General features: G+C 33.9%; 13 protein-coding genes. 7 read left to right on the forward strand and 6 right to left on the reverse strand.

Annotation, left to right across the window (positions count from 1 at the left end; translation table 11 throughout):
• Entirely contained in the window at nucleotides 1–1,308 is a 1,308-nt protein-coding gene (locus tag QMO72_RS13030; protein WP_103266904.1) for an NtaA/DmoA family FMN-dependent monooxygenase, read from the reverse strand.
• A 687-nt stretch (nucleotides 1,309–1,995) separates the two neighbouring features.
• Here QMO72_RS13030 and lepB point away from each other — a divergent pair.
• Nucleotides 1,996–2,580 carry a signal peptidase I gene (gene lepB / locus QMO72_RS13035; RefSeq protein WP_103266902.1) on the forward strand — a complete coding sequence of 195 codons (585 nt, stop codon included), beginning with the start codon at nucleotides 1,996–1,998 and terminating at the stop codon, nucleotides 2,578–2,580.
• Between the two features lie 120 nt (nucleotides 2,581–2,700).
• Here lepB and QMO72_RS13040 read toward each other — a convergent pair whose 3' ends face one another.
• On the reverse strand, nucleotides 2,701–4,191 hold the full coding sequence (locus QMO72_RS13040) for an MFS transporter (protein WP_103266901.1): 1,491 nt from the start codon (nucleotides 4,189–4,191) through the stop codon (nucleotides 2,701–2,703).
• Nucleotides 4,192–4,263: 72 nt separating this feature from the next.
• Nucleotides 4,264–5,076: a MerR family transcriptional regulator gene (locus tag QMO72_RS13045; protein ID WP_103266899.1), complete on the reverse strand. Its 813-nt coding sequence runs from the start codon at nucleotides 5,074–5,076 to the stop codon at nucleotides 4,264–4,266.
• A gap of 208 nt (nucleotides 5,077–5,284) precedes the next feature.
• On the opposite strand from QMO72_RS13045, the gene QMO72_RS13050 reads away from it, so the two are divergent.
• Nucleotides 5,285–6,046, forward strand: a complete 762-nt coding sequence (locus QMO72_RS13050) for an SDR family oxidoreductase (protein ID WP_103266897.1) — start codon at nucleotides 5,285–5,287, stop codon at nucleotides 6,044–6,046.
• A gap of 42 nt (nucleotides 6,047–6,088) precedes the next feature.
• Here QMO72_RS13050 and QMO72_RS13055 read toward each other — a convergent pair whose 3' ends face one another.
• On the reverse strand, nucleotides 6,089–6,463 hold the full coding sequence (locus QMO72_RS13055) for a MerR family transcriptional regulator (protein WP_083248575.1): 375 nt from the start codon (nucleotides 6,461–6,463) through the stop codon (nucleotides 6,089–6,091).
• A gap of 272 nt (nucleotides 6,464–6,735) precedes the next feature.
• On the opposite strand from QMO72_RS13055, the gene dcuS reads away from it, so the two are divergent.
• The 4 genes from dcuS (at nucleotide 6,736) to QMO72_RS13075 (ending at nucleotide 11,784) form a co-directional block, all read left to right on the forward strand.
• The gene (gene dcuS, locus QMO72_RS13060; protein WP_103266895.1) at nucleotides 6,736–8,343 is read left to right on the forward strand and encodes a DcuS/MalK family sensor histidine kinase; all 1,608 of its coding nucleotides are present in this window, start codon (nucleotides 6,736–6,738) and stop codon (nucleotides 8,341–8,343) included.
• Nucleotides 8,340–9,053: a response regulator gene (locus tag QMO72_RS13065; protein ID WP_103266893.1), complete on the forward strand. Its 714-nt coding sequence runs from the start codon at nucleotides 8,340–8,342 to the stop codon at nucleotides 9,051–9,053. Before dcuS ends, QMO72_RS13065 begins: the two co-directional genes overlap by 4 nt.
• A 139-nt stretch (nucleotides 9,054–9,192) precedes the next feature.
• Nucleotides 9,193–10,560, forward strand: coding sequence for a 2-hydroxycarboxylate transporter family protein (locus QMO72_RS13070; protein WP_103266892.1), 1,368 nt, complete (start codon nucleotides 9,193–9,195; stop codon nucleotides 10,558–10,560).
• A 39-nt stretch (nucleotides 10,561–10,599) separates the two neighbouring features.
• The gene (locus tag QMO72_RS13075; RefSeq protein ID WP_103266890.1) at nucleotides 10,600–11,784 is read left to right on the forward strand and encodes an NAD(P)-dependent malic enzyme; all 1,185 of its coding nucleotides are present in this window, start codon (nucleotides 10,600–10,602) and stop codon (nucleotides 11,782–11,784) included.
• 90 nt (nucleotides 11,785–11,874) lie between these two features.
• Here the strand turns inward: QMO72_RS13075 and QMO72_RS13080 are convergent, their stop codons facing one another.
• A complete protein-coding gene (locus tag QMO72_RS13080) occupies nucleotides 11,875–12,420 on the reverse strand; it encodes a YdhK family protein (RefSeq protein ID WP_103266889.1) in 546 nt (181 codons plus the stop codon).
• Between the two features lie 191 nt (nucleotides 12,421–12,611).
• Nucleotides 12,612–12,965: a zinc ribbon domain-containing protein YjdM gene (locus tag QMO72_RS13085; protein ID WP_046837016.1), complete on the reverse strand. Its 354-nt coding sequence runs from the start codon at nucleotides 12,963–12,965 to the stop codon at nucleotides 12,612–12,614.
• Nucleotides 12,966–13,271: 306 nt separating this feature from the next.
• Here QMO72_RS13085 and QMO72_RS13090 point away from each other — a divergent pair, with 306 nt between their 5' ends.
• Nucleotides 13,272–14,567 (forward strand): oligosaccharide MFS transporter, encoded by a 1,296-nt coding sequence (locus tag QMO72_RS13090; RefSeq protein ID WP_350049699.1) that lies wholly within the window; start codon nucleotides 13,272–13,274, stop codon nucleotides 14,565–14,567.
• Nucleotides 14,568–14,597 lie beyond the last annotated feature (30 nt).

The following is a 14,597-nucleotide window of genomic DNA, read 5'->3' on the forward strand; positions in this document are numbered from 1 at the left end:
TTATTCTACCTCTCTTTTTAACCGTTCTCTCAAAGTTAATTCTTTATACTCTGTTCTAAATAATCCACGTTCTTGTAAAATTGGAATGACCTTATCTATAAATGCTTCAAACATATCTGGATATGTCGGAGGCATAAGTATAAATCCATCACAGCAATCCGCTTCAAACCACGCCTGCATTGTATCTGCAATACTTGTAGGATCTCCAATGATCGTTTTATGACCCATCCATGTATCTACACGTTTGATTAAATCACGCAACGTGAGATGTTCCGTCTCTATTGCATTACGTATCGCTTCATAGCGTGCCTTTGAGCCAACTTTTACTGTTAAGCTATCATAAGGAGATAACTCTGGTACTTTTTTATCCATTGCCCAATGTGAAACATCTTGACCAATACTACGCTCAATTTGTTTCAGTTTGTGTTCTATATTGATAAATTGATCTAATTCATCAACTTTACTCTGTGCTTCTTCGACAGTATCACTCACATAAACTGTTAATCCAGGTAATATAAGTGGTTTTTCTTCAATGTTGCGATATGCCTCCGTGCGTTTACTCAAATCTTCAGAAAAAGATTGGGCATCCATTTTATTCCATGCAATAGAAAAAATGACATCTACATGTTTGGCGGCAAGGTCTCTTCCAGGTAGTGAAGTACCCGCCTGACATAACACTGGAAATACTTGAGGACTCGAAGGTAAATTAATAGGGCCTTTGATTTGAAAATGCTTGCCCTGATGATTAATTTCTTTAACGAATGAAAAATCTATCCCTTGTCCTGTTGTTCTATCGTGAATCAAAGCCTTTGAATCAAATGATTTCCACAATTGCTTAAGTACACTCACAAACTCATCAGCTCTATCATATCGCTCACTAAGGTCAGGTAATTTTTCTAACGAATGATTTTGACCTTCTATATCTAATTGTGACGTGACAATATTCATACCTGCTCTGCCATGACTCATATGATCCAAACTCCCTAACAGGCGTGCCGCATTATATGGATCATAAAATGTGGAAGATATCGTAGCAATGAGACCAATATACTGAGTCTTTTGAGAAATGGCGGTTAATGTCGTAATTGGTTCTAAAAAATAAGATATATTCCCTGTATGTTCACCCGAGACATACTGACCATCTGCTAAAAATATCGCATCTAAACATCCACGTTCAGCTATTTGTGCGATTTCTTGTTGATATTCAATCGTTCCAATTTTTTCAATTTGAGATTGGGGGAGCCTCCAAGATGCTTGGTGTAAACCAGTACTATAAATAAGCGCAGCTAAATGCATTTGTTTTGTCATAATAACCTCCATGAGTCTATTACCAAATTAAAAACTTATTTATAAGCCTATCAAAAATTAATTATAAATAAAGTTTTATTTTCAAAAATTTAAGCTTTAAGCATAAAAATATATAGCATTTTAAATTATAGAGCTTTGCCACCATGCGCGAACATAGCCAAAAACAGCTAGATATTGATGAGAGTGACAAGAAAACAACGATTGTCACTGACAAAACACTTGAAGTAAAGATTATAGCCCACTTTCTCCTTGCACGCAATTCGCTTTCTTAAAACAACATACTTTTCACAAATTCATATTTACTTTTCAAACCACTGCATCATTCATAAAAATAGCCAAAATGCTCATATTTATTAAGCGTTTTGGCTTCTTTTCTTTTCAATTAATATCATATGTGAAAATAGCTTCTATTCTAATAGATAGAATTTTTTCGTATGTGTCATCCATATACTCTTTTTATAAATCGGTGTATAGGAACATATTCAAATATAACAATGACACTATTCATATTCAGCACATTCACTGAATATGACTTAAAATAAAATGGCATGTGCTCCCTCTAAAATACAACACAATATATTTTTTTAAGATTAATAAAAAAACACATATAGACTCATCATATTTTTAATAGTAATGTTTAATTATATAAAAATTTGATAAATACAAATGAAATGAGGTCTTTTTCTTATGAAGAAAAATATTACAGAATGGATAGTATCCATCATAGTCGGTATAGCCATTGCTTGGATTGTAACCACCTTTATGTTCACGGGTTATACTGTGAAAGGAAGCTCCATGGCACCCACCTTCCAGGAAGATAACAAGTTAATTATCAATAAAATGTCTAAATCCCTAAATACGATAAATCGTGGGGATGTCATTGTTTTCCATGCAACAAAAAATTCAGATTACATAAAAAGACTTATCGGTAAGCCCGGTGACACTGTGGAAAGTAAAAAGGATAAGTTATATATTAATGGAAAATATATTAAAGAACCTTATTTAAAACTAAACAAACAAAACAAAATGACTAAGTATCTTACTGAAAATTTTGATGTAGCAGATACAAAGTATTCTGGCGGTAAAAAAGTGATTCCTAAAGGAAAGTATTTAGTTTTAGGAGATAATCGATTTATAAGCAATGATAGCCGTAGAACTTTAGGATTATTATCTACAGACAAAGTTGTAGGTAAAGTCGCATTGAGATGGTTGCCATTGAGTAATCTTAAATTTAATTTTTACCCTGACAGTTTTAATAAAATAAATAAATAGTATTACTATTACGTTGCCCTCAAATGATACCACTGACATACTTATTTCACCTCACTCGTAAATCATCCCAGTATAAAACCCCTATCCTCGTTTGTTAAGGATGGGGGTTCACTGCATATATTAATAATGTGATATTTTTTTCTCTCTTGTATTTAAAAATATAATTAAAAGTATTGTAGCTATCAGTGCCAGACTGCCAATCATAATAATGAGTGAAAAGGAGTGATCGAATGCCACCTTACCAGCAGCAATTAATTGTTTACTTACTTCTGGTGATAGCTGTTCAGCCTGCATAATCGTCTCATCTAAACTTCCTTTAGCCTTAGATAAGTTTATAGCCTTCCCACTGAATTCAAACGATAAGCTATATAAAGCAGAAAACAATCCTCCTAAAATCGCTATCCCTAAAGATCCTCCGAATTCGAATGACACTTCTTCTATAGAAGCTGCCATGCCAGACTCTTTATCATCTACATTAGTCATAATCGCATTTGACGCTAAAGTCATCGCACCACCTAAGCCACCACCTAATATCATTAAGATGATGATTTGGATAAGCAAGTTCATATCTAAAACCCAGTAGAACAAAAAGATACCTATAAATGAAATGATTAACGTTATGCACTGTAATTTAAACAACCCATATTGGGGTAGTATCATACCGACCACAATGGCACCTATAAGTGAAGCAGCAGCCATCGCCATAATAGACAAACCTGATTGTAACGGGGTTAAGTCTAATACCAATTGAAGTCTTTGCGATAAAATATACTCAAATCCTATAAGTACAAATGATGTTACGATGGCTACAAGTGTGCCACTTGTGAAATTTAAGTTTTTAAATATCTTTAAATTAATCAAAGGATTTTCTAAATTATTTTGTCTCTTAATAAACCATGTTATTGCCAATACGCCTATTACAAATGCTAATATACTAATCCATACCGTGCTATGTTGCTGTGTTACTGCTTTGATTCCGTAGACTAAACTAATTAAGCCAATCATAATTTGTAAAGAACTTACAAAATCCCAACGTCCTGTTTTCTTCATTTGATTATTTGGTATAAACACTACTGAAAGAACTAGCACAACAATAACTACAGGGATGTTAATGATAAATACTGATGGCCATGAGAAAGATCGTAATAATAATCCACCAATAACTGGCCCTAAACCGGCACCTGCTGCAGTGATTGCTGACCATATACCTAGTGCTAACGTACGTTCTTGAGCATCTATGAATGTCAATTTAATAATTGAGAGTGTCGGCGGCATCATTGAAGCGGCTCCTATCGCCAAAAAGACTCTCGCTAAAATGAGTATATTCGGTGTAGTTGCATAGGCTGCTAATAATGACGCGCCCCCAAAGATAGTCAATCCTAAAAGAAACATCTTTTTATAACCCACATAATCGCCTAATGTTCCTAATCCTGGTAGCAAGCCTGCTACCACTAATGCATATGCGTTAACGATCCATAACTTTTGATTTGCTGTTGCTTGTAAATCCTGAGTCAATAATGGTAATGCTGTATATAAAACAGTCATATCTATGACTATTAAAAATAATGCACTCGAAACAAGCATTAAGATAAGGTATTTTTTGATATTCATCTTGTCACCTACTTCCTAATCAAAAATATAAACTATACGGTAACCATATAGTCAAGTAGGTGTTGAAAATTTTTAATACTTTACTACCTCCATCGATATCTTAGTTACATATTTATCAGGACCATCTGTGCTAATCTCATCAACGGCATATTCTTCAAAGCTATCTCCAACTATTTCATATCCCGCCTTCTGTAAATATGCGTCAATTTTTCTATGTGTTTGATATAATAAATTATCATGTCCTTCATGATAAGCAATCACATATTGTCCTGCATCTCTAACTAAATGTGGGTCATATCTATTGTTTTCTATTTGTGTATAAAAATTAGCTAAATGATCATTATTTTCATTTTTAATATCTTCTTTTCTTATGATAACGCCAATAGGATAACCAAAATCTAAATGATGTTTTTTAATAAAATTCATCAGCAACTGCGAAGAAGATTTAATATTAGTTTGACTCAAATCTTCACTAATTAAATAATAAGTTTGAGGTAATTCAACTATTTTAATAGTAGAAAAGTCCGCTTCAGATGATTCCTTCAAATACTTTCTCTTGTTTTTTATAGATGCTTTTAATTGTTCCATTTGTTTTATTTTCAAATCTATTTCGTGTTCTTTAGTATTTAACAATTGTACTGATTCAGCTATTGACCTAGAAGCTAAAAAGTCTTTAATTTCAATTAGCGATAACTCTAAACTCTTTAACATTTCAATGACATTAAAGATTTCCATTTGTTTTAACGAATAAAATCGATACCCTTTTTCATTTCTGTATTCCGGTTTTAATATACCCACTTCATCATAATGGAAGAGTGTCTGTTTTTTTACGTCACATAGTTTGGCAAATTCCCCTGTAGTAAATAGTGTTTCTGTTAAATTCATATTTATCCTCGTTCTATTTATTTGTCATAAAGCATTTTAATTTACTTAACTTCCTATTCAATGCTCATTCATATTTTACCTTTTTCCTAAACTGAAACAAATTATTTTTACATACTATAGTCACAACATTTATAGTCTTATTTTGACTTCGCCCTAGACGAACCTAGTATATTACAGCTATATCATCATTATAGGAGGTATATTATATATGGATACAAATCAAAAAGTAACACTCATTACTGGAGCAAATCGTGGTATGGGCTTTCAAATTGCACAAGAACTTGGTCATGCTGGTCAACATATTTTAGTTGGTACTCGAAGTATTGAAGAAGGAGAATTCGCTGTAAATAAACTTAAAGATAGTAGCATTGAGGCCGAATATATTTTATTAGATGTGACGCATCAAACAACTATTGCGTCAGCAGTAAAATATATTGAAACAAACTATGGCTATCTCTCCATACTCATTAATAATGCTGGGATAGCTTTAGATAATTTTGAAAATCCTTCCCAATTATCAACTGATATTATGCGCAAAGATTTTGACGTAAACTTTTTTGGGGTAGTCGATGTGACACAAGCAATGCTGCCTTTGCTACGCCAAAGCCCTCAAGCTAAAATTATTAATATTTCTAGTACAATGGGTTCATTAAGTGCCGCAACCACAGTCGGTTCAGAAGTTTATGATGCGAGTGCAGTCGGTTACCAAGCTTCCAAAGCCGCACTCAATATGCTAACAATTCGATTAGCAAAAGAACTACAAACATGGGAAGATTCAAATATTACTGTAAATGCTGTATGCCCAGGCATGGTGGCTACAGAGTTTGGTGGCGCAACGCCAGAATTAGCCAAAGCAATGGGCGGTAGACCTGTTGAAGAAGGCGTAATACGCACAGTAGAATTAGCTAAAAGTGAAGACAATTCTATTAACATGACCTTTAGCAATAAAGAAGGTAACGTTGCTTGGTAGTATAAAAAGACGAACCCGCATGATAAAGATACGGGTTCGTCTTTATTTATTTTTCAATACATTTTCTAGTCTTGAAACTTTTTTCTGGATCTTTACTTTTTGATTTTCAATTTCATTAATATTTCGTGTGAGTCTACTATCAAGTTCACCCAAAAACTTAATTAAATCTTCAATCATCCTATCATTTATGTCATTTTCATCATGATCATATAATAGGCTTTTAATTTCTTTAATTGTAGCTCCCATAGCACGTAGATGCACGATTTTATATATCATTTCAATATCTTGAGTACTATACTGTCTAATACCATTTGTATCTCGATCAATCGGGCCAATTAATCCCTCTTTTTCATAATAGCGTAATGCATTTTTGGATATCTCTAACTCCATAGCTACAGATTTAATCGACTGCATCATTTACATTGCTCCTTCAGTAATTAAAAACTATATTTTCATATTTATACCCTATTTTAATTACAGTATCCTTTCTTATTTTATCAATAACATATACTTCATAACGTGATGCAAATGATCCATTAAAGTAACAAAATGATAGAATATTCCGAACATGGCTTGTAAAATTATATTTTTAATATATTCTTAGCTAGAAGACTCAAATATTCATATATTAAAAATGTAAGAAACACATTAATAGACATACGCCGTATCAAATAAGGAAGGTAACTATTTTGCGCAAAAGACAATTGAAACTTAGTACTATTATTATTATTTTTGTCTGTTTAGTAGTCATCTTGTCATTAGTCATTACAAGTTTGCTTATTGGTAATACTGTGAGAAATGCCATACATAAAACTGCAGAAGAAAAAGCAGAAGTGATTTCACGCACCATAGCGCATTCTGAAATTGTAGAATCAGGATTCAAGCATCAAAAAAACGCTTATAAAATTCAATCATATACTTCCGAAATACAATCTGTGACTGGCGTTAGTTTCATAGTTGTTATGGATATGCATGGCATACGGAAATCTCACCCGAACCCTGATCTCATAGGCAAAAGATTTCAAGGTGGAGATGAAATGCTAGCACTAAATGGGAAGTCATCTATGTCTGAAGCTGAAGGAACATTAGGTAAATCACTACGCTCATTTACACCTGTGTATGATAATAACCATAAACAAATCGGCGTGGTGGCGGTAGGCGTTCCGATGAAAAGTGTAGATGATGCTATGTCAGAAGGCAAAAGAGAAGTACTCATCGGCACGTTGCTGGGCATTCTTGTTGGTATATTAGGCGCATATTTATTATCACGATATATTAAAAGAATTCTATATGGATTAGAACCTTCAGCAATAGCTAAATTACTTGAAGAACGTAATACGATGCTACAATCTGTTCACGAAGGCATTGTCGCTGTCGATCAAGAAGGCAAAATTAATTTAGTAAATAAGTCAGCAAAAGAGATATTTAAAAAAGCTGGATTACCTGACCGCGCTGTAGGAATGAAAATCGATGACTACATGCAATCTACGCAACTCCCTCATGTGTTAGCATTTGGTAAACCAGAGTTAGATGAAGAACAAAACATCAATGGTGTTAAAATTTTAGTGAATCGCGTACCACTTTTTGTAAATAACGAAATCGTGGGTGCCATTTCTACATTTAGGGATAAAACAGAAATGGCTCAACTATCAGAACAATTAGTCGGTGTGAAGACCTATGCTGAGACGTTACGTGCACAATCTCATGAATTTAGTAATAGATTGCATGTTATCCTTGGTCTGATACAAATGGAAAATTATGATGACTTAGAAAAATATATTCACGAAATTGTAGATCATGGCACTCAGGAAAATGAAACAATCGCCTCCAATATTAAAGACCCTGCACTAGCTGGTTTTTTAATTGGCAAACTTAGTCTAGCGAGAGAAAAGGATATTGAATTATCCATAATTAATGAGAGCGTGATTCGCGAACCAGAACATGCATACTTAACTCATGAAACGATTACTATTATTGGGAACTTAATCGATAATAGCATGGATGCCTTATCTTCATCGTCTAGTATCTATCCAACCATTGAAGTATATTTAAAATATTTAGATAAACAATTATATATAGATGTTACGGATTCTGGTATCGGGTTAAATGATGAATTACAACAAAAAATATTTGATAAAGGGTATTCAACTAAAGGGAATCATAGAGGGTATGGACTGTATCTTGTTAAACAAAGTGTCGAAAAGCTTGAAGGTACAATCACTATCGATACGCATGTTAAAGGGAAAACACAGTTTTCAGTCGTCATACCATATGAAGAAAAGGGGAATCATCAATGATACGTGTATTGATTGTGGAAGACGATCCTATGGTAGCGCAATTAAACAAACAATTTATAGAAAAAATAGATGGCTATGATTTAGTGGCAATTACACATAATGTGACAGCAGCGATTACAACAATGGAGCAAACTCATGTTGATTTAATTTTGCTCGATGTTTATATGCCAGAACAAAACGGCCTGTCACTTTTAACTTATATACGAGAACATCACTTGAAGATTGATGCGATACTGATTACCGCAGCATCTGATGTAGATCAAATTCAAAAAGCTTTCCGTTATGGTGCTATGGATTATTTAATTAAGCCCTTCGAATTTGAACGTTTTAAAAAATCATTACTACAATATAAAGAGAAACTTAAATTTTATAACGATAACCAAAGCGTTAGCCAATCTGTCTTAGATAATGAGTTATTTAATAAAAAAAGTACGTCATCAGATTCCAATGGTAATTTACCTAAAGGACTAACTAAAGGAACGTTGCAATCTATTGTAAATAAAGTCAATCATTCCGGTAAAATGGAATTTTCAACTGATGAAATTTCAGAAATCGCAAATATTTCAAGAGTATCTGTCCGGAAATATTTAAAATTTTTAGCTGATATTGACGTATTGGAAGAAACCCTTACCTATGGCATAGGAAGACCTGTTTATTTATACCATTTCAAACAAGAAAATCTACATTTTCTAAATGAATATGTGCAATAAAAATACAAAAATTACCGATATTTAAAGGGGATGCTACGTCCCCTTTTTTTAATTACAAAAAGATTATAAAACTTTCATAAACTAGGCTTTATTCCCTTAAAGCACTAAGATGTACTTAAGATTAATAAGGGGGATTATTATGATTTCAAAGAATAAAATGAAAGCGCTTTCGTTGTCAGGGGGAGAATCAGAAGAAACAGCTAAAGGCTTTTGGTCAAAATTATTAAATGTAAAGGTTGGCGTTGTGCCTCTACCACTATATATTACGTTAGCCATCATTATCTATGCCGCTTCTGTATATAATACTTTACCACCAGATATGATTGGTGGATTTGCTGTCATTATGATTATGGGTATATTACTAGGTGATTTAGGGATGAAAATTCCTATTTTAAAAGATATCGGTGGTCCAGCTATACTTGCATTACTTATACCATCTATATTAGTATTTTTAAATTTAATGAATCCAGCTTCTGTTAAAGCAGTCACAACATTAATGAAGACATCAAACTTCTTATATCTGTATATTTCATGTTTGGTGGTTGGTAGTATTTTAGGCATGAATAGTAAGATGTTAATTCAAGGTTTCACGCGTATGTTCGTGCCTTTATTAGTAGGTACTGCTAGTTCTGTAGGCGTAGGCATATTAGTCGGCCTGTTATTTGGCTATGATGTCATGCATACAGTATTTTATATTATTGTTCCAATTATTGGTGGAGGTATCGGAGAAGGTATCCTTCCATTATCAATTGCTTATTCATCGATCTTGGGAGACTCTGCAGAATCTTTTGTTGGTCAAATGATTCCAGCTGCAGTTATCGGTAATATTATCGCAGTTGTTTCTGCGGGATTAATGATGCGTTTAGGAGAAAAGAAAACAGCCCTTTCAGGCAATGGCACATTAGTAAAATCTAAAGACAAAGACAAGATTTCAGCAGATGAAAATTCTAAAGATACTCAATCTGATCATAAAACAATTGATTTTTCATTAATGGGCGCCGGCTTATTAATTGCGTGTAGTTTCTTTATTGTCGGTACGCTTGGACATAAATTTACTGGTATACCAGGCCCCGTGATTATGATACTTTTTGCTACATTGATTAAATGCTTAAAATGGATGCCTAGCAAAATGGAACAGGGCGCACACCATTTATACAAATTTGTTTCAACCAGTCTTACGTGGCCACTCATGGTTGGTTTAGGCATGCTTTATATTCCATTAGGTGATGTCGTTAAAATTGTCACACCAGCCTATATTATTATTTGCGCCTCTGTGGTAATCACAATGATTAGTTCAGGCTACTTTGTAGGTAAATTAATGAACATGTATCCTGTTGATGCAGCTATAGTTACAGGTTGTCATAGTGGCTTAGGAGGTACAGGCGATGTAGCTATCTTATCTGCTTCTAAGCGTATGTCTCTGATGCCTTTTGCTCAGGTAGCAACTAGAATTGGTGGCGTTTCAACTGTTATTTTTGCAACTTTACTCTTGAAATTATTAAGCTAATCTACATTCAAAATATATTTAAAATAAGGAGTTCTAAACATGTCCAGAGAAAATGAGAAAATAGATTCGGTAACTTTTCACCAACAACATGCTGGGAAAATTGCCGTGACGAGTAAGGTTAATATCACTTCTGAAGAAGATTTAAGTGTTGTCTATACCCCAGGTGTGTCTGAAGTATGTAAAGCGATCGCAAATGATGAAAACAAAGTTAACACCTTAACTGCCAGAGGGCATATGATTGCTGTGGTAACTGATGGTACGGCAGTCCTTGGTCTAGGAGATATTGGACCTAAGGCTGCATTACCGGTAATGGAAGGGAAAAGCATTTTATTTAAACAGATGGCAGGATTAGATGCATTTCCAATTTGTTTAGATACCACAAATACAGAAGAAATTATTGCTATTACTAAAGCACTTCAGCCTAACTTTGCTGGTATTAATTTAGAAGATATATCAGCACCACGTTGCTTTGAAATAGAAGCGCGCTTAAAAGAAGAGTTAGACATCCCTGTATTTCACGATGATCAGCACGGAACGGCTATCGTTGTTCTCGCAGCCTTGACGAACGCACTAAAACTTGTAGAAAAAACGCACTATGATGTCAAGATTGTCATTAACGGGGCTGGCTCAGCAGGTATTGCTATTGCTAAATTGTTACTAGAAGCTGGCTACTCTAACATCTCTCTAGTCAGTCTAGAGGGCGTCTTATGTAGAGGAGAATCATGGCTCAACGCTACACAAAATGACATTGCAACTCGCACCAATTTAACAGAGCAACGCGGCACTTTAGATGATGTTATTGAACACGCAGATGTATTTATCGGTGTGTCCGGCCCCTTAGCGTTAACACAAACACATATCAAGACGATGCGTGCTAACCCCATTATTTTTGCTTTAGCCAACCCTGTGCCAGAGATTTATCCAGAGGAGGCAATTGCTGCAGGTGCTGCCGTCGTCGGTACAGGGCGTTCAGACTATCCAAACCAAATCAATAATTTATTGGCCTTTCCAGGGATATTTAAGGGTATATTAAATGCACAATCTAAACATATCACAATGGAGACGAAAGTAGCAGCTGCTCATGCAATCGCAAGTGTCATTCCAGAAAATGAATTAAATGAAAGTTTCATTATTCCAAGTGCCTTAAACGCTAACGTAACAACTGCGGTAGCACAAGCAGTAGAAATGAGTGCTCGTCAAGAATTAGCATTACTCACTAACTAAATCGCTTTTTTCATTCTATATTAAATAAAAAAAGAGAAGTACAAACACATATGTACTTCTCTTTTTATTTTACCTATTATCGTCATCACCTTAACGGGATTTTAATTCATCAGCTGTCATCCATTTATGATTTTTAACCAATTTACCATTGTCTGTAGATTTATAATCAACGATATAAACCGTTGTATGCTTAACATTATCTATTGTGGCTTTAGCGCCTTTCATTCCAGGCATATGATCTGCTTTTAATTTTGCAGTGTCACCTTTTTCAAATCCTTTTTGAGGCGCATCTGCTAATTCTTCATTAACGACCCATTTATGATTTTCAACTTCTTTTTTACCATTAGTGGGTTTATAGCTGACAACATAAGCATGCGTTTTATATGCGGCCTTCACTGTTGCTTTGGCGTTTTTCATACCAGCCATATGTCCCATGGTAATCGTCACTTTATCACCTTTTTTAAATTCGCCGTCTTTTGTCTGTTTCATATTATCTGGCAACTGCTGTGTATCTTTATGTTGCACATGGTCTTCGTGTTGTTGATTGTTAGCATGTTCTTTACCTTCATGATTATTTGAACAAGCTGACAACATTAAACCTGATGCTATGATTATAAAGCTCACTTTTTTTATCATCGCAAAACACCCCTTTATTTTATATCAGAATCATTTAGTATTATCATAACATATACCCCTCTTAGGTATATAGTGTTTTGAATATTTTCTATTTCAAATATATCTGATTTATGATCTTCTATAAAAATGATAATCAAAAGCCTCGTAACTGATTTGTAGTTACGAGGCTTTTAGCTATTACGAACGACTTATTATTTACTAGATTTCTTCACAAGCGATGACTTTAAGCCTACTTGTCCAATACCTGCAATTTTACAATCGATATCATGTCCATCTTCTGGCTCTACTAAGCGAATACTTTTGACTTTCGTACCCTGCTTAATTACTGATGACGTGCCTTTGACTTTTAAATCTTTGATAACAGTGACCGCATCACCATCATTGAGTTCTTGTCCATTAACATCTTTAATAATCTCTTCTTCTGTATTACTTTCATCTGCATTTGATGACCATTCATGATTGCACATTGGGCAAACATATAAGTTGCCATCTTCATATGTATATTCTGATTCACATTTTGGGCAATTTGGTAAAGTTGCTTCCATATTTATACCTCCTATAATATAACTTTTCCTACATAACATAACACAATTCATGATGAAAGGTAGGATTTAATTCTAAAAAATATGTGAACTTTATATGTTATCACATCGTCGTCCACTGCCTGTGTCTATATAACTTTTTAATATAGTTATTGATTATTACTTTGATTTAATATGCACTATCAAAACGCCTTTATTCATAGGCAATATCATTGACCTTGTATGTCAACCGGTTGACATACAGAAAAAATTACTCTACAATTCTAAGAAAGCGTTTTCAATACATGTGTTGCGGAAGGAGAAAAACATTTGAATATCACTAAACATTTACAACCTTTTAAAAATGTCTCTTATGTACAAAGCTCTTTAACTATGTTTTTATACTTTGCTTCTTGGTCGATATGGTGGTCTCTTTTTCAAATTTGGCTTGCTTCAAAAAGTAATGGTTTAGGTTTGTCCGGTACTGAAATTGGAACCATTTATTCTGTAAATTCCTTTGTAACGATTATTTTTCTTTTTAGTTATGGTTTAATTCAAGACAAGTTGGTTATTAAAAGAACACTCATCATCTCTTGTGCTTCAATTTCAGTTTTAGTTGGACCTTTTTTCACTTTAGTATACAAAGATTTAATTCAAAATCATTTTTTTGTTGGTGTCATTGCAGGGTCAATTTTTTTATCAGCAGGTTTTCTTTCTGCTTCTGGTGTCTATGAAACAGTTGCTGAAAAATTAAGTCGTTTCTTTAATTTTAAATATGGACAAGCCAGAGCATGGGGTTCTATTGGATTTGCATTATCCGCTTTGATTGCGGGTCACTTATTTGTAATCAATCCGGATTTTAATTTCTGGCTTGGTTCGCTATTAAGTCTATTTCTTTTATTAAATCTCATTTTATTAAAATCTAAAAATGAAAAGAAAATGATAAAAACCTTACGCCATCATCCGGATGATGAATCTATACCTACTGCCAAAGACATGATTGAAACGCTGAAAATGAAGCATTTATGGGTCGTAATGTTATTTATCATGTTTACGGGCACCTTCTATGGTATTTACGATGGGCAAATGTTCCCTGATTTTTATACCAAATTATTTGATAATCCAAAGACAGGCCAAACGATGTACGGAAATTTAAACTCATTGCAGGTGTTTTGCGAGGCCATCATGATGGGTATTGTTCCTATTATTATGATGAAAATTGGGGTGAAGCCCACGTTAATGTTAGGCGTATCTGTTATGTTTTTACGCATTGGGTTAAGTGCTTCTACCGATAGTCCCATTTTAATGTCTTTAATTAAAATGATGCATGCTTTAGAAGTACCCTTATTCATGTTACCAACCTTTAGATATCTGACTCTGCACTTTGATCCTAAATTATCTGCAACACTTTATCTTGTCGGCTTACAAATATCAGGTCAAATTGGTTCTGTTTTACTTTCAACACCATTAGGCATACTCCGAGATAACATAGGATACAATTATACATTTATTCTCATTTCAATCATTGTCATGATAGCAGCCGTATTCGGTTTTGTTTTATTGAAAAATGATGATGAAATGGTAGATGGCGATCCTTTCCTTAAAAATGCACAACTAACAAATTAAAATTCAGTATAGAAAGTAGGCATATATTTT

This window comes from Staphylococcus casei (assembly GCF_030294405.1).
GTDB classification, from domain to species: domain Bacteria; phylum Bacillota; class Bacilli; order Staphylococcales; family Staphylococcaceae; genus Staphylococcus; species Staphylococcus succinus.

Coding starts and splice junctions, on each gene's coding strand:
- QMO72_RS13075 (WP_103266890.1), top strand. CDS start 10,600: ATGTCCAGAGAAAATGAGAAAATAGATTCGGTAACTTTTCACCAACAA.
- QMO72_RS13050 (WP_103266897.1), top strand. CDS start 5,285: ATGGATACAAATCAAAAAGTAACACTCATTACTGGAGCAAATCGTGGT.
- QMO72_RS13055 (WP_083248575.1), bottom strand. CDS start 6,463: ATGATGCAGTCGATTAAATCTGTAGCTATGGAGTTAGAGATATCCAAA.
- QMO72_RS13085 (WP_046837016.1), bottom strand. CDS start 12,965: ATGGAAGCAACTTTACCAAATTGCCCAAAATGTGAATCAGAATATACA.
- QMO72_RS13065 (WP_103266893.1), top strand. CDS start 8,340: ATGATACGTGTATTGATTGTGGAAGACGATCCTATGGTAGCGCAATTA.
- QMO72_RS13045 (WP_103266899.1), bottom strand. CDS start 5,076: ATGAATTTAACAGAAACACTATTTACTACAGGGGAATTTGCCAAACTA.
- QMO72_RS13030 (WP_103266904.1), bottom strand. CDS start 1,308: ATGACAAAACAAATGCATTTAGCTGCGCTTATTTATAGTACTGGTTTA.
- QMO72_RS13080 (WP_103266889.1), bottom strand. CDS start 12,420: ATGATAAAAAAAGTGAGCTTTATAATCATAGCATCAGGTTTAATGTTG.
- QMO72_RS13040 (WP_103266901.1), bottom strand. CDS start 4,191: ATGAATATCAAAAAATACCTTATCTTAATGCTTGTTTCGAGTGCATTA.
- lepB (WP_103266902.1), top strand. CDS start 1,996: ATGAAGAAAAATATTACAGAATGGATAGTATCCATCATAGTCGGTATA.
- QMO72_RS13070 (WP_103266892.1), top strand. CDS start 9,193: ATGATTTCAAAGAATAAAATGAAAGCGCTTTCGTTGTCAGGGGGAGAA.